Raw genomic sequence first — 25257 nt, 5'->3', positions numbered from 1 at the left:
CTTGTAAATAAAGTTTTTTTTTGTTAATATAAATACACTAATAGCGATAAAGTTTTTCGGAACTTATCTAAAACACCGGACTTAAAACACCGGTGTTTTTTTATTGCCTAAAAATAGAACATCTATTTAAAAATATTTTTAAATAACTCTTGCATTTTAGTTACAGTAGGAGTATTATCTATTTAAAGAAAATTTTAAATAGAAAGAGATGAGTATATGTCAGTTAATGATATTTTGTCTGCATTATCGGATGAAAACCGTCGCAAGATTTTAGAAATTTTACGACAGGGGCGAACGAATACTGGAGACTTAGCAAATAGCTTACAAATCACACCGCAAGCATTGTCGTATCATTTAAAGAAGTTAAAACAGGCGGATTTAATTTATGAAACAAAGGAAAAAAACTTCATATATTATGAATTAAATTTAACCGTTTTAGAAGAGGCAATTGTTTGGATGAATTCAATTATTGGAGGAAATTAATATGTTAGTAGAACAAAGAAAGATTTATTTATTAGATGTCATTTTGACGTTTTTACCTATTTCACTTGCTTTATGCGTTGTTTGGTATGCACCTGAGACTATCGTATCTCGTTTTGACTTAGAAGGAAATGTTGTTGCAACAGCTTCCCGTTGGACGATTTTAATCTTACCAATCTTCATTTTATTATTATCTGGCTTGATCAAATGGATTGATTGTAAAGGATTGGTCGGAAGTCAAAACAAGGAAATTAGCCGTTATATTTTTAGAGTTACATTACTATTGTTTAACGCTATCGCCTTTTTCCAATTTTTCTTAATTTTAACGGGGTATAGTATGGTATCCCAAATGGGACGTTTGATGGCATTTCTAATTGGAGTGTTTATGATATTCATTGGAAATGTTAGTCCTAAAATTAAAGAAACGAATAAGCACTTTGGTTTCCGTGTGCCATGGATTATGAACAATGATGAAGCATTTCGTAAAACACAACGATTCTTCGGATTTGCGAGTACGATTTCTGGTGTAATCTTTATTGTAATTTCGTTATTTGTATTGAATCAATTAGTAATGATTCTTGTGAGTATCGTTTTAGTGCTAACAATCGGCATTACTGCAGTGTATTCATATAAAACTAGCAAATAAATGATGAATGACTTTTCTCTGTTCTAGCATTTAGACTTTGGTCAGTTTGTGCTATAGGGAAAAGTCATTTTATTTTGAATATCCATGAAAAATGTAATGCTAGACTTGTTCTTTTTCTATTGCAATATCTACTTGTTTTTGAATGATTTGATCATAGTCTTGACTCATTTTTTCATACAAAGCTTTATCATAATTTTCAATCGCATGATTCCATTTGAGTAATTCTGGAATTTCTTCATCTTGTAAGTTTGGATGCTCTTGAAGTAATAAGTTCAAAAGGATAAAAACTTGTTTAATTAGGTCAGAATAATATTCATTTTTTCTAAAAGCATTGAACTCCTCATAAGAGATATCTGTTTGTTGAGAAAGACACATCATTGGTAAATTATCTTCGTTTAATATTACAATTTCTTTCCCACTAAACGTATCACGATGATAGGCAAATAGAATCATTTTCAATAATAATTGTGGGTCGTGATTCAATATAGAATGTGATTCGGAAACAATAATTGACTCTGGTATAGAGCTTACAAACAGATGTATGAAATAGGCAATATGATTTTTCGGAAGCGTATAATTATGTTTTAAATCAGAAGAGGCGAATGGTATATTCATAAATATCATCCTTTACTAAAGTTTTATAACTTCATTATATCAGAGAAAAATAAATCTGTTTATTGTTTTGACAACTGCTTCTTTAAGTTTTTAGGCATTATTCTTCAATGCTACGGAGAAAAGTCTTTTTTCTTATTGAAATAAGTAGTATACTATCTTTGAAAACGATAACATTTTGAGAGTAGGAGATAATGATGAGAAAAGAGCAAAAGATATTATTGGGAATTTCCATTTTAGTAGGTGTCATCTGTATTGAATTAAGTATGTATGTTATTCCTTTTATTGAAGAAGTTAAGAATTTTGAAATCCCTATGTTTGTTGTAGGTGTTATTCTTTGCATCATCTCCGTTATTTTCGGAATTAGAAATCAAAAAAGTTAAGGAGGGTAGAATGATTGTGTCACGTTCATATATTTAACAGTAATTGGGGGAATCTTTATGTTAGGAAAATGTAGAGTCGTAAGTATTGTATTGTTAAGTATTTGTTTAGCTTCTTGTGGTCAGCAAAATAATACACAAGAAACAACGGTTCAAGAAAGTATTACTACAGTGGAACAAAGTAAATCCACTAATTTTCAATTAGGAAAGGGAAGTAATCAGTTTAATACTGTTTCATTTAATGAAACGTTTAAGGACAAGAGTGTAGTCGCTCAATATGCTGACGAGTATCCAGACTTTATTCCGCAAGTGTTGTCAGAGGATGGAAAATTATACGGAAGTGTGGATCATGTTGGAATTTTAGAAATTGATTTAAAAACAAATCAGCATCAGTTAGTTCATGAAGTGAGCGATGCAACAGTTTCCCAGCAATGGGTTCGAGCAGTCGATAAGAATTGGGTATTTTTTGAAGAATTTAATGACTCAAAACCGAAGATGCACAGTTAGTATTTAATATTGTGAAGGATAGTAAAAAAGATACTTCTTCAAATACTCTTCATCTATTGGAACCAACAACGATGAAAGAGCAAGTCATTGATCAAAACACATTTTCACCGATTCTTTTCGATGGAAAACTCTATTATATTCGCTATGATGCAACCAATAACCATTCAGAAGTTGTTCAATATGATAGGAAGAATGGGGACAAGAAAGTGACCTTGACGCATCAAAGTGCAACAGAGCATTTAAATCAATTATTGATTGATAAGCACGAATTATATGTTTCACTAGGAACAGATTTGAAGAGTGGAACCATTTACCATGTTAATCAAGAAGAGAAGAAATATGATTGGGTCTATGGATATGCAAGCACAGGATTTATTCAACAAAATCACCTTGGATTCATGAGTTATTCAGCAACTGAAACTGAATCAGGACGCTACAAAACACCTTTTCGTTTGATTGACTTACAGCATCATAATGAATATGACTATGATGGAAGCATGGTATTCTTATCTGAAAAAGGAATGGCATGGATAGCCTTCAAGAAAGATACAAAAGAAATTCCAAAAGGCGAAACATTCCGAAACGAAAACTCAGAAATCCATTATGTTGAATTTGAATGAGAATAATAGTAATATGACAACCATAAGCTCCTAGTAAGTGCTAGGGGCTTGTTTGCACTATAAAGTTCTTTGAGGAAATTATTAGTATTAACTCTTGACTTTTGTTCTTAAAAACAGTATATTTTAAGCACGAAAAGGTGGTGTCAGTATGAGTAAAAAAGAATTATTACTTGAAAAAATAAAGAAAAACAATGGAGTCATTACTACTAAACAAGTTATTGAGTATGGTATTCATAAAGACGTATTAAAAAATATGGTTATTAAAGAAGAACTGGAAAAAATTGCTAATGGACTATATGGACTTCCTGGAGAAAGTATTGATGAATATTTATACTTTACACATCGAATTCCGAAAGGAATATTTTCTCATGAAACCGCAGCTTATTTACATGGATTTACTACAAGATTGCCATTCAGTTATGTTATGACAGTAGCCGTAGGGGATAATGTCAGTCGTGTAAAATCAGTAAAAAGTAATATACTATTCAAGTATGTTAATAAAGAATTTTATAAAATTGGAAAAAGCACTTCCCTTAGTCCATTTGGTAGAGAAATTGTAGTATATGATAAAGAACGTACGATATTGGATCTTATAAAAGACAAAGATAGAGTGGATACCCAAGTGTTTACTGAAAGCATAAAAACCTACTTTTCAAGTAAAGATAAAAATATTTTACGTTTATCAACTTATGCTATGCAACTAGGAATGGAAAATGAGTTAAGAGCTTATACCGAGGTGTTGTTATGAAGACATCAGAACAAATCTTGAAAATTATTGAAAAAATGGAGGTAAGTAGTTATGAACATCACACTTTGTGTCTACAGTTTAATGTTATGTATGTTAGCATTTTTTGCTTATAAAAATGAGTTAGGAATATCTATTCCTTCAATTCTACTAGTTGTATTGTTAACATTCTTTGCAGGGATTCATCTCTTTTATACTAATATCATTATTAAAGTAGCAATTTCCTGTTTGTTGTTATTGATTTCGTTCATGTTTTATGTGGATAGAAAGGAAAGTCTTAAGAAAGTACATATGTCGCATCATATTATTAGATTGCTGCTTCATTTAGTTTTAATATTTAATTTATGGGTATTTTAGATTGAAAGAAAAGAAGAAACAAAATGAATCATACTAATGCTACTGGTAGCAATAAAGGTAAATACTGTTAAATAAAAAATGGATTATATATAAAACAAGCTCCTAGAATCAACTAGGGGCTTGTTTATGTTATCGGTAAGCCTTTTGTGTATGCTTCTTTAGCTTCCGCTAAAGTCATAATATTAGGACCTCCGTCAATATTCGTTTCACCTGTATTCTGCCATTGGCACGTATCACATATATCATATACCGCAGTAATAATTCCACATACTGGACAATGTACATATTCATCATCATTAATGATTATTAAATTATCTTTTACACTCTTGTTCATAATCATTATCACCTAGCAGTAGATTTATTACTTCTATAAACTACTTTTTCAATTTCATCGATTGTAATAGTAATCGTATCCCAGTTTTCTGGAGTGTCTCCAATGTCAGCTATAAACGTATCTTCACTTAACTTATCTACAATTGCTGCCGTTTGACCGTCTTTTAAAAGAACAGTATCAAATTCTTCTATTTTCATATTAACACTACCTCCATTGGTATTTTCACGTTTATTGTATCGTAAATAGTCGGAATATGCACAGAAGAAATTTGGGAAAGTTGTAGTACTAGTTGAATAATAACTATAAACCATACTTTGACATCACTCATAAAGAGGAAAATAAGAAATATTACTGGAATCTAATCTTTGCATCATGCATTGAAATCAAATATCGACTATGTTAACGTTAAGGTACTAACAAAGTTAAAGGATAATAACATGAAAAAGAAAACAACGAGCATCATAGAAGAACAATTACAAAGACTAAATCGTTCCCCATTATTTGCGATTTCATTAAGTGGGAAGGAATTATCTCATTCTAATTTTTGGGCATGGTTACTCGAACAAGAAGTAGAAGGAAAACATCCATTTATCGAAGTATTTATCCCTGATTTTTATCAAAAAGGATGTACATTCGTCTCAGTCGAACGAGAAAAGAAACATGTGGATTTAACGATTACGTATAAAAACAAAGCCAATATTACTGAAGTACTCATTATCGAAAATAAAATCAAGTCCATTCCAACAAAAGAACAATTGATGAGATATGAAGAAGAATTAGGAAAACAAGACATAGCCATCACAGGAATACTAACAGGTTTATATGCCTCATTAGATATTCAAGAGTTAGGTACATGGTCATTCTTAAGTTACCAAGAAATAGCAACACGAATTCAAAATATCCAACAACAACACGCTACAATGGATTTTGCAGACTATATTAAGCAATATGCAGAAGACATCGAAGTACTCTATGACTTATTCCAAAGCAAAATGGAGCAAAATAAAGGGGAATACATTATTGGAGACAAAGACTTAGAAAAAATCCGTTATTCAGATATTTATGTCAAACTAAAAGGTTCAGAATTCATGGAAGAAATTAATAAACGACTAACATTCAAACCTTACAAAGATTGGGCAAAACCAGTCTGTGGACTCAGTTTTAACCATAAGAAACCAACTCTAAGTATCGTGTTCTCACAAAGAATCGATGGGGATCCAACAAAAGAAATTGGGATGATTGGCGTACAAATAGAAGGCGACCAATTCAGAATTTATGGAGGAGCTTCGCAAGAAGGCAATTATCATGAGAAAGTAGTGATTGAGAAATTATACGAATGTAATTACTTCAAGAGAAACTTCGCAGAAGAAATCGAAAAGCAAAATCTCACTTCTAAAATGAGAAATAATTATTGCAAATATGGTAACGTTGCAGCAAAGTATTGCCATTGTTACCAATATTGGAAGATTGAAGACTTTAGCTATGATGCTATTATCGATGAGTTGATAAAGCAGATGAAAATAGCGGAAGAGAAGATTAAGGGCGGCTTGACGTTTGGGGAGTAAAGGAACGGCGTAAGCCGTTTTTTTATGTGAAAATTGGATTGATTAGTTGATTATTTATTATAATAGATAATTAGTTTTCAAAAACACAATATATTGTGTTTTTGTTGAAAAATAAAACAATATAACTTATGATGTTTGTGTAAAAATATAAAATTTAAGTAGGTGACATATGGGTGAAAAAGATATAGTAAAAACTATTCGTAAATTAGCAATTACTAAACAACTTAATTTTTTAATTGGATCGGGAGCTTCATTACCAGCTATTTCATTAATGAGTGATTATAGTGAAGAAAATAGGAATGATGCATTACTGAAGAGAGTTAAAGAAAAGAGTAATATAATTTTAAATGGTGAGGAAGCAATACAAAAAGATACTGATATCTTAGAAACCATTCAAAATTATGAACGTTTTATATTGAGTATTATACAATTACTAAATTATTCAAATTCACGTCAAACTCCAAAAAATATAAATATATTTACAACAAACTATGACTTATTTATTGAAAAAGCGATAGATATTCAACAACAAAAAAACTATTTCATTTTTAATGACGGAAGTCGAGGATATTTTAATCGTATATTAGATAGTTCAAATTATAATAGCACTGCTTCCTATAAAGGATTAAATGATAATTATATCAATGAAATCCCTTGTATTTTGTTAATTAAGCCCCATGGATCTGTAAATTGGGAAAAAATTGAATTTAAAAATTCGAATTTTATTAAAGTAAATAATTTTGTTTTAGATAATCCAGTTGTTGTACCCCCTACCGGATATGAACAACAAGAAACTTTTTTAAATGATCATTTTCATGAGATGTTAAGAGTATTTCAATTGGAACTTGATAAACCTCAATCTGTTTTATTTGTTATTGGATTTTCATTTCAAGATAGTCATATTGCTAAAATGATACGAAGAGCATGTTTGAATCCTGAGTTAATGATATATATTTTTGCCTATAATACCGAGGATAAAGAGAGAATTATGGGTAATTTGAAGAATATTTCCGAAAATTTAAATTGTAAAATTTTAATTCCTAAAGATTTTGGAAAAGAAATTTTTTCATTAGATACTAATTCTGTTCCATATTTTACAATAAAAAATTTAACAACTCTACTAAATATCGAAGAAAATGAGGCTGATTTTAATGATTGAAATTTCAAAAAAAATTTGCTGTTGATGGAGATTCATCACAAGTTGGTATGTATAGTTTAATCAATGATGTTGAGTATATCTGGAGGGGTGAAATTTTAACAGGACCAAGAGTGGGTGCGTATTTAACTATTAACCAGAATGATATAAAGATTATCGCTTCAGTAACTAGTGAAAAAATAATTGATACTCAAAATAATGTTAAAAGTGAAGTTTTTGATAATAGATTTAGCAAGGGAACAGTAAAAAGAATTTTAACATTAAAGACAAAAGGAGTTATAGAAGGAAATAAATTTACATTAACAAGTAAATATTGTCCAATGATAGGAAATGAAATAACATTAACTACAAAAGAAGAATTAAAAATAATTTATGGGGTTGATTCCGAATCAAATTCAATCTACATTGGAAAATCAATTATTGAAGGAGAGCATCTTCGAATCCCAATAAATAATTTTTTTGCTTCTCATATCGGAATCTTTGGGAATACTGGGAGTGGTAAGTCGAATACATTACATAAATTGTATTTAGAACTATTTAAGAGTGAATTTAAATATTCAATTTTAAAAAAATCTCAATTTTTCCTTATTGATTTTAATGGTGAATATACTGGAGGTGAAATGTTCGGACTTCAGAATGAAAATAAGTTAATTATCGAAATAGACACAAGAAATAATAAAGGTATCAAATTACCAATCAAAGAAGAATATCTATTTAATTCTGATATTTTATCAATACTTTTTGATGCTAGACCTGCTACTCAAGTACCTTTTTTGAGACAAGCTTTAAAATTATACATGGAAAAATCCAAAAAACTTAATTTTAATTTCGGAGAGTTTGTGACTGGAACACTAAAGAAGATTTTAACAACAGGAAACTCTACTAATCAAAGTAGTTTAGAGAGTTGGATAGAGACTTCAAAAAAATATTTTAAAGGTAGTTATGAAGTATTTTCGGAAATTGAGAAAATACAATACCATTCAAAAAATCAATGTTATTTTACAGCTAAAGGAAATTTTTTTAATGTAGGTGCAACCGGAGCTGTTGTCAATGAATTATTGGAGGAAATAAAATTATCTGAAATTAGTACTGGTTTAAATGAAGCATATAATCATGTCGAAAGTCCTATTGATAGACTTGAAATGTTTTTGGATTTTAATAAAGAGCATCGAACAGCATGGGATAAGGTTAATCGTGAGCATATAATACCATTATTTAATAGAATAAATACATCATTAAATAGTTTAAGTAAAGTAGTAGAAGTGGTTCCAGATATTTCATCTTACTATAAAACATTTAATATTATATCACTTGTTCATTCTAACCAAGAAATTAGACGTTTAATACCAATGTTACTTTCAAAAATGATTTATGATGAACATAAATCAAGTGTAGCAGGTAAAAATGTGACTAAAACTAAGCATCTCATTATTGACGAAGCACACAATATCCTGAATTCTGTTTATAGTAATATTGGAGATGATTGGCAAGATTATCGTTTGTCAATTTTCGAGGAAATTATTAAAGAAGGACGAAAATTTGGTTTTTATCTAACTCTATCAAGTCAACGTCCCTCCGATATTTCTCCAACAATAATGTCTCAGATTCATAACTATCTGATTCATCGAATTGTAAATGAAAAAGACTTGAGAATGCTTGAAAATGCTATGCCAACTTTAGATAGAAATTCATATCAGATGATATCTAGTCTAGGAAAAGGGGAAACTATTATTACAGGACAATCTATGATGGTTCCAGTATTTGTTAAAATTGATAGAGAGAAAAAAATTAGACCAACTAGTGATGATGTTGTTTTAACAGATATTTGGGCAAATGATACTCAAGTAACAGATTGAATAATAGAATTTTAGTATTTTTTATAAATATTGGTTTAAAAAGAAATCTCTATGATATAATTTTATTATGTGAATTGACAATCTTAAATGTTACAAATAATAAAAGGTTATGTCACTTAAAATCGACTTTGATTAAGTCTATTTAAGTGTATCAGATAGTTATGTTTTTATTGTACTTCATTTTACAATTCATCTTTGAATCAAATTTCCAAAATCAGTTAAAGTTATAGATTGCTTTAACTGATTTTTTTGTAAATCTATTTTGATATACATTCCACCCATAACTTATTCTGTTAAATATGCTATAATAACTATGAGTAAACCTAAGAAGGAGTGAACATTTTGGATGAAAAAAAGTTAGATTTTATGATAGATATTTCTGAAGAAAATATTAGAAATTCTATGCCTGAAATTCTAGATATTCTATTAATCGATAGAACAACTTCAACTCCTAAAAAAATAAACAATATCATATGGGCAAATGACAACTATCAAAAATATGGTTTCAAACAATATGCACCAACAGCACAAATTACTGCTGATTTAATTACAGGAACTATGGATGATTTGATTAAACCTAGAGCACTAAAATCAAATGATTTAAAGAAAGAACGTACAAAGTCTAAAGCTGAAGTTTTTACTCCAAGTTGGATTGTAAAAAAGCAAAATGATGCAGTGGATGAAAACTATACGGATGATTCTTTAGAAAAATACGTTTCAAGAAAATGGTTAGAAATTACTTGTGGTGAAGCTCCTTATATGGTATCTCGTTATGAAATGGAAACTGGAGAACTAATTCCACTGGAAGATAGAGTAGGTTTTGTTGATAGAAAATTAAGAAGGATTAATAAAGAAGTTTCAGATAAAGCGGAGTGGCAAAGACTTGTCGAGTTAGCTTTTCAATCTAGTTATGGGTTTGAGTGGAGTGGAGATTCTTTATTATTAGCTAGAGAAAACTTGTTATACACTTATCGAGATTATTACGTAGATAAGTGGAATGAAGAACCTTTACTAAGTCTATTTTTACGAATTGCAAATATTATTAGTTATAATGTTTTTCAAATGGATGGATTAAAATATATTATTCCTCTATCTGAAAGAATTGAACGAATTGAGAATTATCAACTATCATTATTTGATGATGAAATAAGTGGAGAATTTGAAGTAATTCCTGGTAAACGTGTAAAAATCATGAATTGGGAAACAAATAAAATGGAATACTTTGACAAGGGGTTAAAATAATGATTGATAACACTAAAATACAAACAACCAAAGAAATTTATCCTCAAATTTATGCATATACATTACCAACTATTCCTGAAAAAGATGGTTGGATTAAAATTGGTTATACGACTAGACAAGATGTTGATGAGAGAATTAAAGAACAAGTTCATACTGCAGCTATAAGACTACAGTATGAAAAATTATGGGCAGAACCTGCTAAGTTTTCTCAAGAAAATAAATACTTTACAGATCATCAACTACATGCTTATTTAACGAAATTTAAAGAAGTTAAAAGAGAACCAAATTCAGAATGGTTTTATTATAATGGTACTCCAGAAAAAGCATATATGGATTTTAATGATTTTAGAAATCATGATTACAATCAAGAAAAAGATACAACTGATTATGAGTTACGTAAGGAACAAAAAGATGCAGTAGAAAAAACAATTAATTATTTTAAAGAGAATTCAAAATCAGAGTTTTTATGGAATGCAAAACCACGTTTTGGAAAAACTTTGACCACTTATGATTTAATTAGACAAATGGAATTTAGTAGTATATTAATTGTAACCAATCGTCCAGCTATTGCGAATTCATGGTTTGATGATTTTGAAAAATTTATTTCTTGGCAATCTGATTTTCTATTTGTATCAACATCAGAATCATTAAAGGATCGAAAAACATTAAGTCATGATGAATTTATTGATATAGCAAAAAAAGATGAGAAAGCTAAACTTATATCATTTATTTCACTTCAAGATCTAAAAGGATCAATTCATTTTGGTGGAGGATATTCAAAATTAAAATGGGTAAAAGATACTAAGTGGGATTTACTAGTAATTGATGAAGCACATGAAGGTGTAGATACATTAAAAACAGATGTGGCGTTTAGAAATATTCAAAGAAATCATACGCTTCATTTATCAGGAACACCATTCAAACAACTTGGTTCAGGACAATTTAGTGAAGAACAAATTTATAATTGGACATATTCAGATGAACAAAAAGCAAAAACTGAATGGGATTCTGGATTAGAACAAAACAATCCTTATATTAAGTTACCAAAATTAAATATGTTCTCTTATCAAATGAGTGCAATGATAACGGATGAAGTAAATCAAGGAGCTCAATTAGATGGTACAAATATTGATTATGCTTTTGATTTAAATGAATTTTTTGAAACGAATGAAACCGGAAAGTTTGTTCATGAAAAAGATATTCTAAAATGGTTAGACACTCTAGCTCGTAATGAGAAATATCCTTTTTCGACAAAAGAGTTAAGACAAGAATTAAAACATACATTTTGGTTATTGAATCGAGTAGATAGTGTAAGAGCATTGAAGAAACTCTTAAATAATCACCCTGTATTTGAACAATATGAGGTAGTACTTGCTGCAGGGGATGGTAAATCATTTGATGATGAAGATAAAAAGAATGAGAAATCATTTAATCGTGTGAAAAAAGCGATTGAAATTCATGATAAAACTATTACATTATCTGTAGGACAATTAACAACAGGCGTTACGATTCCAGAATGGACGGCAGTATTAATGTTGTCCAATATGCAATCTTCAAGTCTTTATATGCAAGCAGCTTTTCGTGCTCAAAATCCATGGGAATATGAAGTAAATGGAGAAGTTCGTAGAAAAGAGAATGCCTATGTGTTTGATTTTGCTCCAGAACGTACATTAATGATTTATGATGAATTTGCGAATAATCTTGCGATTAGTACTGCAAATGGAAATGGAACGACAGAAGAACGAAGAGAGAATATTCGAGAACTTCTTAACTTCTTCCCAGTTATCGCTGAAGATACTGATGGTAAAATGATTCCATTAGATGTTGATAAAGTATTAACAATTCCAAAATCTATAAAAGCAAAAGAAGTTGTTAAGCGTGGATTTATGTCTAACTTATTATTCCAAAATATTTCTGGTATCTTTACTTCACCAGCAGCAAGAGAAATCCTTGAGCAAATGAATCCATCTGGAAAAGGCGAAAGTATGCCAAATCATAAGAAGTCTGAGATTAATCTAAAAAATGTTCAAGTAGACGAAGAGGGAAATGCAGTTGCTGATACAGAAATTGTAATTGCAAAAACAAATGCGCACTTTGGTACGAAAGTTTATACTGATATCGTTGAATCATTAGACGACTTAACATCTACTAATGATGAAGTGACAAAAAACAAAACAACATCTGAATTATCAAAAGTAATTGAAAACACCATTCAAGAAACCACACAAGAAGCTGCAAAAACAATTGCTCAAGAAGTTGGTTTAAGTGCAAAAGTTGCAGAACAAATTGTTAAAAAACAAGCTTTTGAAATTGCACAAGAAGTACGTGTTATTGAAGAAAATCATCGTATTAAGCAAAATGAATTAATTGCAGAAATGAATCAAGAAAAGAAAAAGTTTGCCCATCAACCAGAGAAAATTGAAGAAATTATTCAATCGTACGAAGTAAAACGTCAAGAAGCTAATGAACAGTTCAAAGAAACTGTGAAACAGACTGTGGAAGAAAAAACAAAAGAAATTCCACAACAAACGACTCAACAAATAATTCAACGTGCAGAAGAAAAGAAAAAAGATACAGTTGAAGATGAGATTCGTGCAAGATTGAGAGGATTCACACGTACAATTCCTTCGTTCTTAATGGCTTATGGTGAAGAAACGACAACATTAAGTACATTTGACGTTACCATTAAGGATGAGGTGTTCAAAGATGTTACAGGTATTTCATTAGAACAATTTCGTATTTTAAGAGATACGTATCAATTCTTTGATCCGATTGTATTTGATGAATCTGTACAAGAATTTTTAAGAAAACGTGAGGAATTAGCAAATTACTTCGATGAATCTCAAGAGGAAGATATTTTTGACTATATTCCACCACAAAAAACAAATCAAATTTTTACTCCTAAAAATGTAGTTAAAATGATGGTTGATAAATTAGAAGAAGAAAATCCGTCAATTTTTAAGGATTCAAGTAAGACATTTGCAGATTTATATATGAAATCAGGATTATATATCACTGAAATTGTAAAAAGACTATTTAAAGGTCTTGAATCTGAAATTCCAAATGAAAATGATAGAATAAAACATATTTTAGAAAATCAGGTATATGGTTTTGCTCCAACTGAAATTATATACAATATAGCAAGAAACTTTATTTTTGGATTTGATAAAGTTGCAAAACAATTTAATGATTCTCATATAGTACATTTAGATACTACGCCTTATGCAATGGGACAGGGTAACTTTGAAGAAAAATGTGATGAATTATTTGGAGGGAAAGAAAAATGAAATTTGATGTTGTAGTAGGTAATCCACCGTTTCAAGAATCGAAAGTTGATACTAGAGATGATTCAATTTATAATTATTTTTATGATTTAGCAGAAACTATTTCTCCAATTTATATACTAATATCACCAGGTAGATTTTTATTTAATGCAGGTAGTACTGATAAAAAATGGAATGAAAAAATGTTAAATGATTCTCACTTAAAAGTAACATATTATGAACAAAATTCTTCTTTAGTTTTTCCAAACACTGATATTAAAGGTGGAGTTGCAATAGTATATAGAGATATTACCAAAGAATTTAACAAAATTGGTATATTTACTGTATATAGGGAATTAAATTCAATAATTAATAAAGTAATGTTAAAAACTAAAGAAACACTTGATTCAATAATTACCGGTCAAGGTATTTATCGTTTTACATCAAAAATGCATAATGAAAATCCAAATGTAAGAAATATTCTATCTAAAAGTCATCCTAATGATGTAGGTACAGGTGTTTTGGAATCTCTAAATAATATTCTTTTTTTTGAAGAAAAACCTAATGATAATTTTGAATATTGTTTAGTTTTAGGAAGATTTAAGGGGAATAGAGTAAAACATTGGATTAGAAAAGATTATATAAATGAACCAGAAGTTCATGATAAATTTAAAGTTATTTTACCAAAAGCAAACGGTTCTGGTGCAATTGGTGAAGTTTTATCAACACCCCTAATAGGGGAACCCCTAATCGGTTTTACACAAACATTTATTTCAATTGGTAAATATACAAGTGAATTACATGCAATTAATACTATGAAGTATATAAAAACTAAATTTGCTCGAACTATGTTAGGTGTATTAAAAATAACTCAGGATAATCCCGCTTCTAAATGGAAATATGTTCCCATTCAAGATTTTACAGAAAATTCTGATATTGATTGGTCTAAAAGTATTTCTGAAATAGACCAACAATTGTATAAAAAATATGGTTTAGATAAAAATGAGATTACCTTTATTGAAGAGAAAGTAAGAGCAATGGAATAGTGTTTAAACTCAATAAGTTATTGTGATAAGAATCGACTTAAGATTTTAGGTCGATTTTTTTATTCTCTTTTATAAGAAGTTAAATAAAAAATGGAATGATGACGATATACAAGAAATAGGAATAGTCACTAAAAAATCTAGTATTATTTAATTTAAAGAGTATAATTAAGATTGTAAGTAAATGAAAAAGAAAAATTTGTACTTACTATTAGAATTATTTAAGCAGATAACGGGAGTGAGTTTACAAACGATTCATAAGTAAGAACTAAAAAAGGAAGATATAGGAATCTAAAATATAAAAAAGAAATAAATTAACCTTGTAAAAATGTATTAATCAATGATATTTAACGTATTCTAGCTTTTCAAGATAAGTAAGACTCTAAAAAATTATAAAATTAATACTTGAAACTGTCTTTTTAGAGTGTTTTATAGTGAGGCCAGTTTGTAAGTTTCATAAATAAACATTTAAAATAAAAAGGATAGTGAAAAAATATTATGAAAGAATTCTAGGATGAGAGAGGAGTTTTTAGTTTATGATTCAAAGAGGTTCGGAGTTTAGAAAATGGGATCTACATATACATTCGCCCTTTACAGTAGTTAATAATCAATTTGAAAAGCTGTCAGGAGGAGAACCGAATGTAGATAAGTTTATTGAAAATATAAAAAATGCAGGTATTTCAGCAATAGGATTAACAAATTATTTCAATTTTAATGATGAAGATTTTAGCTTAAAAAGCAAGTTGGAACAAGAAGGAATAGTCACATTTTTGAATCTTGAATTAAGGTTATCCAATATCAATAAATCTGGTCATTTCTTTGATTATCATATAATATTTGATAATAAACTACCTGATAAGATTATAAAAAATTTGCTTGGGCAACTAAAAGCCAATATAGGTGCCAAAGAGAAGGCATTTAATAACCTTACCTCTTCTGAAATTGAGCAATTCGCAAATACCTCTTTTGAAAAATTAATTGAATCTTTAGAATCTGATGAAGAGCTAAATGGACGTTATTTGAAAGGTTTTCTGTCAAGAGGCCATGGAAGTGCTACTAGTGACTCTGACCCTAAAAATATGGCTGTGTATGAGCAAATTTGTCTTAACTCAGACTTTGTAATTCATTCAAGTTGTAATGATGCTTCATCTTGTAATGATAAAAAATGTAAGCATAATAACCTTGAAAAAGATAGAGAATATTGGCTTAAACGTTCTAAATATGTTAGACCAGTTCTTCAATCATCTGATGCTCATTCGCTTGAACAAATCGGTACTAAGTACTCTTGGATAAAAGCGGATTTAACTTTTGAAGGCTTAAAACAAATAAAATTTGAACCTGAGTACCGCATTAGTATTGAAAAAGAAAAGCCTTGCCATGAAAAAGATGAATTGATAATTGATAGAATTCATTTTAAAAATAAAGATATCTACCTCTCAGAGTATTTGAATACAATTATTGGTGGTCGTTCAACTGGTAAATCAACTTTATTAAATTCTATTGCTAAAAAATTAGGAAGAAGTATAGAGGATGGTATGTTTTCTTTTGAAAATCTAGATGATTTTCATGTTTTATGGAGAGATGGACAAGAAGATAATTCAAGGAAAATTGAATATATACCTCAAGAATATATGTTCACTTTATCTAGAAATAATAGTAAATTAAATAATCTATTGAGTGATATAATTCGCTCAAAGGAAAGAGATTTTGACTTAAAGAATTATGAGAATAAATGTAATAATTTACAGGTAGAAATTAGTGATTTACTACGAAATTATTTTTCTAACATAAAATCTAATTCTGAGTTGATAAAACCTGAAGCAGATAAGCAAGGTACAGAAAATCGGATAAGAGATTATCAACTTAAGAAACAAGAGTTATTAAAAGATAGTAAAATAACTGATGAAGAAAGAAATATTTTTGAACTTAAAAATACGGAATTGATTCGTTTACAATCAGAAATGATTAATCATGAGTCTGACATACTGTATATTAACTCAATTCCGCCTATTACTTTTGATTTAAAAAGTTATGATAAATCACTATCTCCCTCTGTAGGCTTACGTATAAAACTAGGTGAAATTATCGAACGTTTATATAATAATGTCAGGGCACAACAAAAACACGAAATTAGGGTAGCTAAGTTACAATTAGAGGGATTGAAACAAAAAACAGAACAAGAAATTTTACAAATTGAAAATAATGATATTTATAAAAAATGTCTAGAGGCAACAAAGACAAATTCAGAAATAGCTAAGTTGGATTCTTTAATAGAAAAAGAAAACGATATGTTACAAAAGATTAATGAATACGAATCTAGGTTAGAACAACTTCATAAAGAAAATAAGCAAATTAGAACGGATTTAATCACAAAGTATAAAGAGTATACTAGGTATAGATCTGAACTATCCAATTCATTCAAAATAGAAGATGGGGATAACTTGAAAATTTCTATTAACTTCTCTTTAAAAGATTTAGACAGTGAATTTGACTATATTGATTCTCGAGGTCATTCGAAACAAAATTTTTTTGATAAAATAATTGGTGATTTTGATAATATTATACCTTCAATATTTGAAGATGAGTCTTTAACATTTAAAAATAATAAAAATAAATTACATCATATCGAAAAATTTTTCACTACCAATTTCTTTGATTATCAATTTGAGATTGAGTATCAAGGGGACAAATTTAGACAAATGTCTCCAGGTAAAAAAGCTTTCATTGTTTTAAAGTTGATTTTAGAGTTTTCAGATAGCAAAGTTCCTGTTTTGATTGACCAACCAGAAGATAATTTAGATAATAGAGCTATTTATAATGAGTTGACAAAATATATAAAGGAAACTAAATTAAAACGTCAAATAATAATAGTTACTCATAATCCAAACTTAGTTGTATCTGGGGATGCTGAAAATATTATTATTGCTAACCAACATTCTGATGAATCACCAAATCAAGATGGAGAAAAATTTGATTATGTAAATGGTTCTTTAGAAAATGATATTAGTATATCTGACTCTGAATATTTACTTCAAAAACAAAGTATTAGAACTCATGTATGTGAAATATTAGAGGGAGGAGAAGACGCATTTAAAAATAGAGAGAATAAGTATAATTTTTCTAATTGAGTAGTAATTCTAATGTATTAAAAATAGTTTTAGATATTATCTTGATTTCATCTTCTTCTCCATAAAAAGTATAAATTAAATGACTATTATTGAAAAACTCGCCCAATCGTAGCATCATACGATTGGGCGAGTTTTTTGTTAAATCAGAAATAATTATATAAAAAAGTTCATAAATTTCGTGAATCCTACTTTCAATGCTATAATGATGCAAGAAGTCATCCGCTAGATTATTTTCTAGTTTAAAAGAAGGTGTAAAGTGAATCAAAAACATATCAGAAAACAATGTGAACAGCTATGGGCAAGAAATAAATATTACGTGCTGAGTAAATCCCATAAAGTTTATTTGGAAATCAGAGAATATTTAAAAGAATCGGAAGTTGACTTAAATGTGTTACTTCAAAAAATCAGACAAGTGAATGAAATACAAGAAAGTAAAAAGGACTTTCATAATGCAATTCTTCATGTATGGGGCTATTTTAAAAATACAGCTGAAAATATCGAAAAAGAAGAATTGTTTCGTTTACTAGAGGAGTATAGAACTGGAGAAAGTGATCAAAGTTCTATCATTCATTATATCCATACTTTATTAGAGAAATACCCCAATCACTATTTACAACAATCAACGTTAATAACAGGAGAAAAAGATGAGATTATGGCATGAGCAAATGATACCAAAATTACCTAAAAATCAATTATTAGGTCAACATAGAGAATGTTGTGCACTTAGGGGAAATGGTTGGAATAAGAAACATAAAACAGTCGATTATGTATTTTTATATTCTCCTTATCACCTATTTTGCTATCATACATTCATTATGGATGAGATGACTCGTAGAGGCTACAAAGTAGCAACTGAGTGGGGAGATAAGAATTATCGTGGAAAGATTGCAGAAAGCTACGATAATCTTGAGGAAATGGAAATAAATACACCAATTTATAAAGAGCATAATGAAGTATACTTACAGGAATGTATTGAGAATTTACGACTAAAAGGGATTGAAATAGACCTATAGATTAATTAAACCCTGCACCCAAAAGTATAGAGTTTTGGGTGCAGGGTTCTTTCTGTCTTATTGTTTTTTCTGTTTCGCTCGTTGTTCTAACATTCGTTTGACGAATTCCGGCATTTTTACATTCTCTCTGCCTTTTTTAGCGATTAATTTCTTCACGAATTCCGGCATTTGAATATCAGATTCTTGTTCTAGAATGTCTTTTGAGGTTTCCGGTGGTAACATTTCATCTAGTGTTTCTTCCTCATTTGTTTTAAGAGTGAAGCATTCTGTTTCGTGCGCTCGAACCGTTTCGTATAAGGCTTCTACTAATAGTGGATGAGCATCCGGCATTGGTGGTCTGTGATAGTGTATACCAAATTCATCACATAAGTCCTTACATTCAATATCATTGTCATATAAGACTTCAATATGTTCGCTAATAAAGCTAATTGGAATGAAAATATAATGTTCAGGATGTTCCGTTTGTTCTCGTAAGTATTCTAATACATCCGGTTTCATCCATGGTAGTCCAATATCACTTTCGCTTTGCCATGTATGAGTATACTGATGTTTTTCTAACCCTAATCTTTCTGCAATGATTTGCCCATTCTTATAAATTTGGTCGATATAAGGATCTTCGAATTCCAATGCAATAACGGGTACGCTATGTGCGGAGAAGAATACTTTAAAAGTGTCATCTTTGACTTCTTCGGTTAAAATCTTTTTAATTTCCTGTTCCCAAAATTGTAGTAGGTTTGGATTATGATACCAATCTTTTACTATGTGGAAAGGAATAGTTTTGCTTTCGATAAATTTTTCATATCCATAAATGGAGTAGTAAGAGTAGTGCGGTTCAAGCGCTAAGCAGAGGCATTCTTCGATTCCGTCTTGTTCCATTTGTCTAACGACTTCAGGAACGAATGGAGAAGAGAATTTATTGGCAAAATAGACGGTATATTCTCCTTGTACTCGTTCTTGTAATTTTGCTGCTTGCTGTTTTGAAATTTCTTGTAAGGGACTTCCACCAATTTTTTGGTAATTGTCATGTAAATGTTGGATTTCTTGATCCGTTGGTCGAACGCCACGTCTAATATTTGTAAAAAATCTTGCGATATCTTCAAAAGTATATCCTTCAGGTGACCCAAAGGTCATTAGTAAAATTGCTTTTTTTGTCATATAACCACTTTCCTATGTGAATTTTTTCTCATCATAACATGATTTAGTTCATCTGCATAGTAGTATACATTGAAAAGCAGTATACTAAGAGTTTATAATAAAGAAAACAATCAATAAGGGGTCTTTTATATGTATCAAAAAGTAGTAGATCAATTAAATGAATTAGGCATTCCATTTCAAATTGTGGAACATGAACCTGCTCTAACAACGGAACAAGCTGACAGTTTTATCGAAGGCATTGAAGGTGTTCGTACTAAAACGATGTTCTTAACGAATAAAAAGAAAAGAAATTTTTATTTAGTCATTATGGATGATGCAAAACGTTTAGATATGGATGTATTTAAAGATATCGTGGAAGAAAAGCAAATTAAAATGGCATCAGCAGAAACTCTAAACGACAAAATGATGCTCCCACCAGGAGTAGTATCTCCATTTGGCTTATTAAATAATGAAGACAAAGATATTCAAGTCTTTTTTGATCAAGAAATCGTATCTGAAGAACGAATGAGCTTCCATCCAAATACAAATGAGAAGACGATTTTTGTCAATACGGAAGATTTATTTACCTTCTTAAAAGTAATTGGATATGAACCTCACGTTATTGAGTTGTAAACCCAATTGTTTAAAAGAAGGTTCGTTAACGTGATCATCGAGAATGCTTCTACTTAGAACTAGACAGTAAAACTATTTACTAAAAAAATATAAAAGTACTACTAATAAGAATAGGAGAAATAAATGACGTATAAATTTTAGACCATTCAAAAAAGAGAAATTTTAAAATCAATTCAGGAAACAGGGATGTATATTCCGAAACGTCAATTAAGTGAATATGTACAAGGCAACGAAGAAATGACGGAGTTATATGACTTTATAACAGATTCCTTTAATCGATTGAATGATATTGAATTAGAAGGAGTATTATTTGCCTTTGCAAGAGGAACAGAAACAGGTGTTTCATTTTTCAAGACCTATGAAGAATTTGTAACTTATATGAGAGAACATAAAGACGCCGTTAAAGGATTATGGAAGAGATTTTTATCTGATGATTATGTCATTATTGAAGTTGATTTCCCAAGAATTTATAATCCAATGTTTGTGGATTTGAATGACTTCCAATTTATTATGCCACCATTTATGTTAGTTCCACCCTATACGGAGCAAGATTTCTTACAGATAGTACAAGCTTTGGAACAAGGAAAGTTTTATCCTTCAGTATTTCCAAGTTACATTATTCAAGGACTTATTCCGTTTTTACGTGGTGAAAATGTAATGAATATTTACCCAATGTTTGAATTAGAATGAGGTGATTGTATGAAAAAATTAGAAAAAGGTATGCATATTCGTGTACTTAGTCCTTCTTCATCGATTGAAAGAGTTGGAGGATTTGAAGCGAATAGGGATGCTAAAGAAAGATTAGAAGAATTAGGATTTAAACTGTCTTATTCCAAGCATTATTTTGAAAATGATATTCTTGGTTCCGCAAGTATTCAGAGCCGTGTTGAGGATTTACATGAAGCCTTTTTAGATCCTTCAGTAGATGTCATTCTAGCAACTATTGGAGGATTTAATTCGAATGAATTACTTCCGTATTTAGACTATGAATTAATCGCCAAACATCCTAAAATTATTTGCGGATATTCCGATACAACTGCTATTTTAAATGCAATCTATGCAAAAACAGGCATGTTGACCTATATGGGACCTTCTTATACAAGCTTTAAAATGAAGGAACTCCAAGAATATCAAACTGCATCATGGCTTAAAGCAATAAGTCATACACACTATGAATTAACACCAAGTGAAAAATGGGGTAGTAATGCATGGTATTTACCAGATGCAACATTAACGTTTCAACCGACAAAATGGAAAATATACAATCATGGTAAAGCTACAGCTACAGCTACAGCAATTGGTGGAAACTTATCAACTTTTTCATTATTAAGAGGAACTCCTTATGCTCCAACTCCAGAGGAGTATGCCTTTTTTATTGAGAAATCAGAGGATAGCGACTACTTTGATTTTGACCGAAATTTAGCAGCGTTATTACAAGCTTATCCGAATCCAAAAGCAGTTCTAATCGGAAGATTCCCAAAAGAATGTTGTATGACTGAAGAATTATTATTGTATATATTAGACAAATATCCAGTCTTAAAACAAATCCCAGTGATGTACGACTTAGACTTTGCACATACACAACCATTATTTACGATTACTATTGGAGCAAAAGTAACGGTGGATACAGAGAAAATGTCTATTATTATGGATGAAGAAGGATTATAAAATATACAGTAAAAGAAACGAAGAAAAGTACAAATTTTACAAAATTTTCAAAAAGCCTTTTCATTATTGTTATAATTTAGTACAATAGCAATGTAGATCAATGAAGGGAGAGAACTTGCATGAGTACAGGTGTATGGATTTTAATCGTCGTTGTAGCTGCTATCTTAGGAGCAATCGGTGGATTCTTTATCGCACGTAAAACAATGATGAATTACTTTCTAGAAAATCCTCCATTTGATGAAAGTATGATTCGTAGTATGATGACTCAAATGGGTCAAAAACCATCCGAACAAAAAGTTCGTCAAATTGCTGCTTCAATGAAAGCACAAGCAAAGAAAAATGCTAAAAAATAATTGAGTAGAAGAGTAGACAATGTCTGCTCTTTTTTTTACGTCAAAAAAAGCAATAATTACCATTGCTTCAGTGAGGACGGCAGCAGTAGAGATTCTATCTTTTATACCTAAAAGAAAATTACTAAATATTTTACAATTATGCCCTTTAGTTGTAAAATAGAGGGTGTAAATGTAAAAGGTAGGTGATTCAACATGACGGAAGAAATAATTTTACAAATGGCTGAAAAGAATAATGGAACTGTAACCTCTAAAATGATTGATCAACATGGTATCGCAAGACAATATTTAAAAAAATTAGTTGATAAAGGATTACTAGAAAGAACTTCAAGAGGAATATACATCTTTCCCCATATATGGGAAGATGAAATGCAACATTTACAGATACGTTTTAAAAAAGGAATTTATTCTAAAGAAACAGCATTGTATTTGTACGATTTAACAGATAGAACACCAATCCAATATTCAATGACATTTCCTGAAGATTATAATTTAACTACTGTAAAAAAAGAAGGAGTCATCGCTAGCCGAACCAAAAATGAATTGTATGAATTAGGACAAGAAGAAATCTTAACACCTTCTGGTAATAGTGTAATAGCATACAATGCTGAAAGAACATTATGCGATATTCTAAGACTAAGAAGTGGAGTAGAAATAGGAATAACAGCAGAAGCATTTAAACGATATGTAAAAAGAAAAGATAAAAATATCCCATTGTTATCAGAATACTCAAAAATCATGAAAGTAGAAGAAAAAGTCAGTAGCTATTTAGAGGTGTTATTATGAAGAATGCAATGTCTTTAAAAGCAATAGTAAAAAATATTGCTAAAGATAAGGGAATAACTGCTCAACTAGTGTTACAAAATTATTTTCTAGAACGTTTTTTAGAACGAATTTCTTATTCTAGTTACAAGAATCATTTAATTCTTAAAGGCGGATTTCTAATTGCATCAATTGTCGGATTAGATACACGTACTACAATGGATATGGATGTAACAATTAAGGGACAACCTTTAACTGAAGAACATTTATTGTTAATGTTTAAAGAAATTATAGATATACCAATAGAAGATAATATTCAATTTGAAATAAAATCAATTCATGAAATTAGGGAAAATGATGAATACAATGGGTATAGAATTCATTTAATAGCTAACTATGAAGTGATTGCATCGCCTTTAAAAATTGATATTACAACAGGGGATCAAATTACTCCAAAAGAAATACAATATCAATTTCCGATGATGTTCAGTGAAAGTAAAATTTCTGTGTTGGCATACAATCTTGAAACAGTTTTAGCTGAAAAATTAGAAACAATTTTATCAAGAGGGGATCAAACGACACGATCAAGAGATTTTTATGATGTATATATCATATGGAAACTACATGCTGGTTACATATCTAAAGTTGATTTATTAGAAGCATTGATACAAACATCTCTAAAACGAAATTCGTATTCATTATTAAAAATTTATAAAGAGACGGTGAATTCAATTCAGATAAGTCCAAAAATTCATGAGGATTGGAAAAGGTATCAAAATACTTATCAGTATGCAAAAGATATTAAATTAGAAGACATATGTACATTAATTATAAAAATTTTATCCGAAATACAATTAGAAAATAGAATAAAATGAGTTGTGTTAAAGATGAACGGTACTTAAGAATCGAAATATACGCATAAAAAAAGCAAGAATCTCCACTCTACAGTGGCAGTGATAATCAGCTATGATTATCACAAAGGAAAATTTGAGACCGAGGCTCAAATTTTAGGCATGAGACCAAAGGTCTGCTGCCGTCCTCACTGTAGCAGTGGAGATTCTTGCTTTGAATTCATAAGAACATTATTTACTTTTTTTCTCCGGAATCACATAAACAAAGTTAGGATTAATCTCTTTATCTAATTCATCGAATTTTTGGATTAATAAATCATCATATTGCGATAACTCTTCTTTAGATAAACGTCCCTCTGGTAAATGAATTGGCTCCCCAATTTTTACAAACATCTTTTGACGTTTCAAAATGTTCATAAAAGTAAAAGGTCCTTGATAAACAATCGGTACAATCGGAGCTTTTGCCATACGAGCAATTGTTACAGCCCCACCTTTCATTTCATTAGAGTAACGAGTACCTGTTGGAAAAATCACTAAAGCTTTCTGATGTTCCTTAATCTGAGTAACCGGATGTTTAATCGCACTCGGACCAGGTTTCTCACGATTAACCGGAAACGCACCTAACTGACGGATGAACCATGCAAAAGGTTTCGGCTTAAACAATTCTTGCTTTGCCATCAATACTAATGACTTTGGATATACCGCAATCGCAATTAGTACTGGATCTAACCATGAACGGTGCGGAGCAACAATTACATAGCCAGAATCCTTTGGCAGATTTTCCAATCCCGTTACTTTCGTAAATCCATTTAAAAGAATAATCAATAAACGAACAATAAATATAGTTATTTTATAAATCATATGAAACTCCTTAAAAGTTGATTACTCAAACAGTATGAAGTAGAAATTCAT

The 25257-nt window shown here is 29.9% G+C and carries 26 protein-coding genes; 21 read left to right on the top strand and 5 right to left on the bottom strand.

Features of this window, described 5'->3' with window-relative positions; genetic code table 11:
• Positions 1-216: 216 nt before the first annotated feature.
• Positions 217-483 (top strand): metalloregulator ArsR/SmtB family transcription factor, encoded by a 267-nt coding sequence (locus tag RWZ86_RS00515; RefSeq protein WP_314077617.1) that lies wholly within the window; start codon positions 217-219, stop codon positions 481-483.
• 1 nt (position 484) lies between these two features.
• Positions 485-1126 carry an SdpI family protein gene (locus RWZ86_RS00510; protein WP_314679092.1) on the top strand — a complete coding sequence of 214 codons (642 nt, stop codon included), beginning with the start codon at positions 485-487 and terminating at the stop codon, positions 1124-1126.
• Positions 1127-1225: 99 nt separating this feature from the next.
• Here RWZ86_RS00510 and RWZ86_RS00505 read toward each other — a convergent pair whose 3' ends face one another.
• On the bottom strand, positions 1226-1741 hold the full coding sequence (locus RWZ86_RS00505) for a hypothetical protein (protein ID WP_314679089.1): 516 nt from the start codon (positions 1739-1741) through the stop codon (positions 1226-1228).
• Between the two features lie 194 nt (positions 1742-1935).
• Here RWZ86_RS00505 and RWZ86_RS00500 point away from each other — a divergent pair, with 194 nt between their 5' ends.
• From RWZ86_RS00500 to RWZ86_RS00485, 4 genes are all read left to right on the top strand, one after another.
• On the top strand, positions 1936-2121 hold the full coding sequence (locus tag RWZ86_RS00500; RefSeq protein ID WP_314679088.1) for a hypothetical protein: 186 nt from the start codon (positions 1936-1938) through the stop codon (positions 2119-2121).
• A gap of 57 nt (positions 2122-2178) precedes the next feature.
• Positions 2179-2625, top strand: coding sequence for a hypothetical protein (locus RWZ86_RS00495; protein ID WP_314679086.1), 447 nt, complete (start codon positions 2179-2181; stop codon positions 2623-2625).
• 11 nt (positions 2626-2636) lie between these two features.
• Complete coding sequence (locus RWZ86_RS00490; RefSeq protein WP_314679084.1) at positions 2637-3245, top strand: hypothetical protein; 609 nt, start codon at positions 2637-2639, stop codon at positions 3243-3245.
• 148 nt (positions 3246-3393) lie between these two features.
• Positions 3394-3993: an abortive infection protein gene (locus RWZ86_RS00485; RefSeq protein ID WP_314679082.1), complete on the top strand. Its 600-nt coding sequence runs from the start codon at positions 3394-3396 to the stop codon at positions 3991-3993.
• Positions 3994-4471: 478 nt separating this feature from the next.
• On the opposite strand, the gene RWZ86_RS00480 is transcribed toward RWZ86_RS00485, so the two are convergent.
• Positions 4472-4681: a CPCC family cysteine-rich protein gene (locus tag RWZ86_RS00480; protein ID WP_314679080.1), complete on the bottom strand. Its 210-nt coding sequence runs from the start codon at positions 4679-4681 to the stop codon at positions 4472-4474.
• An 8-nt stretch (positions 4682-4689) separates the two neighbouring features.
• Complete coding sequence (locus RWZ86_RS00475; protein WP_314679077.1) at positions 4690-4992, bottom strand: hypothetical protein; 303 nt, start codon at positions 4990-4992, stop codon at positions 4690-4692.
• A 126-nt stretch (positions 4993-5118) separates the two neighbouring features.
• Between RWZ86_RS00475 and RWZ86_RS00470 the strand changes: the two genes are divergently transcribed.
• The 9 genes from RWZ86_RS00470 to RWZ86_RS00430 all read left to right on the top strand — a co-directional run bounded on the left by RWZ86_RS00470 (position 5119) and on the right by RWZ86_RS00430 (position 18947).
• Positions 5119-6246, top strand: a complete 1128-nt coding sequence (locus tag RWZ86_RS00470) for a PD-(D/E)XK nuclease family protein (protein WP_314679075.1) — start codon at positions 5119-5121, stop codon at positions 6244-6246.
• Between the two features lie 169 nt (positions 6247-6415).
• Entirely contained in the window at positions 6416-7405 is a 990-nt protein-coding gene (locus RWZ86_RS00465; RefSeq protein ID WP_314679072.1) for an SIR2 family protein, read from the top strand.
• Between the two features lie 47 nt (positions 7406-7452).
• On the top strand, positions 7453-9258 hold the full coding sequence (locus RWZ86_RS00460) for an ATP-binding protein (protein WP_314679160.1): 1806 nt from the start codon (positions 7453-7455) through the stop codon (positions 9256-9258).
• A gap of 342 nt (positions 9259-9600) precedes the next feature.
• Entirely contained in the window at positions 9601-10500 is a 900-nt protein-coding gene (locus RWZ86_RS00455) for a restriction endonuclease (RefSeq protein WP_399544601.1), read from the top strand.
• Positions 10500-13787, top strand: coding sequence for a DEAD/DEAH box helicase family protein (locus tag RWZ86_RS00450; RefSeq protein WP_314679068.1), 3288 nt, complete (start codon positions 10500-10502; stop codon positions 13785-13787). The genes RWZ86_RS00455 and RWZ86_RS00450 overlap by 1 nt, the downstream gene beginning before the upstream one ends.
• On the top strand, positions 13784-14809 hold the full coding sequence (locus RWZ86_RS00445) for an Eco57I restriction-modification methylase domain-containing protein (RefSeq protein ID WP_314679066.1): 1026 nt from the start codon (positions 13784-13786) through the stop codon (positions 14807-14809). The genes RWZ86_RS00450 and RWZ86_RS00445 overlap by 4 nt, the downstream gene beginning before the upstream one ends.
• Positions 14810-15342: 533 nt before the next feature.
• A complete protein-coding gene (locus RWZ86_RS00440; RefSeq protein ID WP_314679064.1) occupies positions 15343-17934 on the top strand; it encodes a TrlF family AAA-like ATPase in 2592 nt (863 codons plus the stop codon).
• A 256-nt stretch (positions 17935-18190) separates the two neighbouring features.
• Positions 18191-18595, top strand: coding sequence for a YbgA family protein (locus RWZ86_RS00435; protein ID WP_314679062.1), 405 nt, complete (start codon positions 18191-18193; stop codon positions 18593-18595).
• On the top strand, positions 18579-18947 hold the full coding sequence (locus RWZ86_RS00430) for a TIGR02328 family protein (RefSeq protein ID WP_314679060.1): 369 nt from the start codon (positions 18579-18581) through the stop codon (positions 18945-18947). The genes RWZ86_RS00435 and RWZ86_RS00430 overlap by 17 nt, the downstream gene beginning before the upstream one ends.
• 57 nt (positions 18948-19004) lie before the next feature.
• Here RWZ86_RS00430 and hemH read toward each other — a convergent pair whose 3' ends face one another.
• Complete coding sequence (hemH, locus tag RWZ86_RS00425; RefSeq protein WP_314679058.1) at positions 19005-20102, bottom strand: ferrochelatase; 1098 nt, start codon at positions 20100-20102, stop codon at positions 19005-19007.
• A 129-nt stretch (positions 20103-20231) separates the two neighbouring features.
• Here hemH and RWZ86_RS00420 point away from each other — a divergent pair, with 129 nt between their 5' ends.
• The 6 genes from RWZ86_RS00420 to RWZ86_RS00395 all read left to right on the top strand — a co-directional run bounded on the left by RWZ86_RS00420 (position 20232) and on the right by RWZ86_RS00395 (position 24369).
• On the top strand, positions 20232-20714 hold the full coding sequence (locus RWZ86_RS00420) for a prolyl-tRNA synthetase associated domain-containing protein (protein WP_314679056.1): 483 nt from the start codon (positions 20232-20234) through the stop codon (positions 20712-20714).
• 186 nt (positions 20715-20900) lie between these two features.
• Positions 20901-21404, top strand: a complete 504-nt coding sequence (locus RWZ86_RS00415; protein WP_314679053.1) for a hypothetical protein — start codon at positions 20901-20903, stop codon at positions 21402-21404.
• A 9-nt stretch (positions 21405-21413) separates the two neighbouring features.
• Positions 21414-22382 (top strand): LD-carboxypeptidase, encoded by a 969-nt coding sequence (locus tag RWZ86_RS00410; RefSeq protein WP_314679051.1) that lies wholly within the window; start codon positions 21414-21416, stop codon positions 22380-22382.
• 119 nt (positions 22383-22501) lie between these two features.
• Complete coding sequence (locus RWZ86_RS00405) at positions 22502-22735, top strand: YneF family protein (RefSeq protein WP_006702633.1); 234 nt, start codon at positions 22502-22504, stop codon at positions 22733-22735.
• Positions 22736-22927: 192 nt separating this feature from the next.
• Positions 22928-23518 carry a type IV toxin-antitoxin system AbiEi family antitoxin domain-containing protein gene (locus RWZ86_RS00400; protein WP_314679049.1) on the top strand — a complete coding sequence of 197 codons (591 nt, stop codon included), beginning with the start codon at positions 22928-22930 and terminating at the stop codon, positions 23516-23518.
• Entirely contained in the window at positions 23515-24369 is an 855-nt protein-coding gene (locus tag RWZ86_RS00395; protein ID WP_314679047.1) for a nucleotidyl transferase AbiEii/AbiGii toxin family protein, read from the top strand. The genes RWZ86_RS00400 and RWZ86_RS00395 overlap by 4 nt, the downstream gene beginning before the upstream one ends.
• 207 nt (positions 24370-24576) lie before the next feature.
• Here the strand turns inward: RWZ86_RS00395 and RWZ86_RS00390 are convergent, their stop codons facing one another.
• Positions 24577-25206 (bottom strand): 1-acyl-sn-glycerol-3-phosphate acyltransferase, encoded by a 630-nt coding sequence (locus tag RWZ86_RS00390; RefSeq protein ID WP_314679045.1) that lies wholly within the window; start codon positions 25204-25206, stop codon positions 24577-24579.
• Positions 25207-25257 lie beyond the last annotated feature (51 nt).

It is taken from the genome of uncultured Granulicatella sp. (assembly GCF_963545075.1).
In the GTDB taxonomy this organism is placed as follows: domain Bacteria; phylum Bacillota; class Bacilli; order Lactobacillales; family Aerococcaceae; genus Granulicatella.
The sequence above is the reverse complement of the archived record's forward strand: the minus strand, read 5'-3'. Positions and strand labels throughout refer to the sequence as shown.

What these genes read in the sequence shown, in the direction of transcription:
- RWZ86_RS00515 (WP_314077617.1), top strand. Translation starts at nt 217, where the DNA reads ATGTCAGTTAATGATATTTTGTCTGCATTATCGGATGAAAACCGTCGC.
- RWZ86_RS00510 (WP_314679092.1), top strand. Translation starts at nt 485, where the DNA reads ATGTTAGTAGAACAAAGAAAGATTTATTTATTAGATGTCATTTTGACG.
- RWZ86_RS00505 (WP_314679089.1), bottom strand. Translation starts at nt 1,741, where the DNA reads ATGAATATACCATTCGCCTCTTCTGATTTAAAACATAATTATACGCTT.
- RWZ86_RS00500 (WP_314679088.1), top strand. Translation starts at nt 1,936, where the DNA reads ATGAGAAAAGAGCAAAAGATATTATTGGGAATTTCCATTTTAGTAGGT.
- RWZ86_RS00495 (WP_314679086.1), top strand. Translation starts at nt 2,179, where the DNA reads ATGTTAGGAAAATGTAGAGTCGTAAGTATTGTATTGTTAAGTATTTGT.
- RWZ86_RS00485 (WP_314679082.1), top strand. Translation starts at nt 3,394, where the DNA reads ATGAGTAAAAAAGAATTATTACTTGAAAAAATAAAGAAAAACAATGGA.
- RWZ86_RS00480 (WP_314679080.1), bottom strand. Translation starts at nt 4,681, where the DNA reads ATGAACAAGAGTGTAAAAGATAATTTAATAATCATTAATGATGATGAA.
- RWZ86_RS00475 (WP_314679077.1), bottom strand. Translation starts at nt 4,992, where the DNA reads ATGGTTTATAGTTATTATTCAACTAGTACTACAACTTTCCCAAATTTC.
- RWZ86_RS00470 (WP_314679075.1), top strand. Translation starts at nt 5,119, where the DNA reads ATGAAAAAGAAAACAACGAGCATCATAGAAGAACAATTACAAAGACTA.
- RWZ86_RS00465 (WP_314679072.1), top strand. Translation starts at nt 6,416, where the DNA reads ATGGGTGAAAAAGATATAGTAAAAACTATTCGTAAATTAGCAATTACT.
- RWZ86_RS00460 (WP_314679160.1), top strand. Translation starts at nt 7,453, where the DNA reads ATGTATAGTTTAATCAATGATGTTGAGTATATCTGGAGGGGTGAAATT.
- RWZ86_RS00450 (WP_314679068.1), top strand. Translation starts at nt 10,500, where the DNA reads ATGATTGATAACACTAAAATACAAACAACCAAAGAAATTTATCCTCAA.
- RWZ86_RS00445 (WP_314679066.1), top strand. Translation starts at nt 13,784, where the DNA reads ATGAAATTTGATGTTGTAGTAGGTAATCCACCGTTTCAAGAATCGAAA.
- RWZ86_RS00440 (WP_314679064.1), top strand. Translation starts at nt 15,343, where the DNA reads ATGATTCAAAGAGGTTCGGAGTTTAGAAAATGGGATCTACATATACAT.
- RWZ86_RS00430 (WP_314679060.1), top strand. Translation starts at nt 18,579, where the DNA reads ATGAGATTATGGCATGAGCAAATGATACCAAAATTACCTAAAAATCAA.
- hemH (WP_314679058.1), bottom strand. Translation starts at nt 20,102, where the DNA reads ATGACAAAAAAAGCAATTTTACTAATGACCTTTGGGTCACCTGAAGGA.
- RWZ86_RS00420 (WP_314679056.1), top strand. Translation starts at nt 20,232, where the DNA reads ATGTATCAAAAAGTAGTAGATCAATTAAATGAATTAGGCATTCCATTT.
- RWZ86_RS00415 (WP_314679053.1), top strand. Translation starts at nt 20,901, where the DNA reads ATGTATATTCCGAAACGTCAATTAAGTGAATATGTACAAGGCAACGAA.
- RWZ86_RS00410 (WP_314679051.1), top strand. Translation starts at nt 21,414, where the DNA reads ATGAAAAAATTAGAAAAAGGTATGCATATTCGTGTACTTAGTCCTTCT.
- RWZ86_RS00405 (WP_006702633.1), top strand. Translation starts at nt 22,502, where the DNA reads ATGAGTACAGGTGTATGGATTTTAATCGTCGTTGTAGCTGCTATCTTA.
- RWZ86_RS00400 (WP_314679049.1), top strand. Translation starts at nt 22,928, where the DNA reads ATGACGGAAGAAATAATTTTACAAATGGCTGAAAAGAATAATGGAACT.
- RWZ86_RS00395 (WP_314679047.1), top strand. Translation starts at nt 23,515, where the DNA reads ATGAAGAATGCAATGTCTTTAAAAGCAATAGTAAAAAATATTGCTAAA.
- RWZ86_RS00390 (WP_314679045.1), bottom strand. Translation starts at nt 25,206, where the DNA reads ATGATTTATAAAATAACTATATTTATTGTTCGTTTATTGATTATTCTT.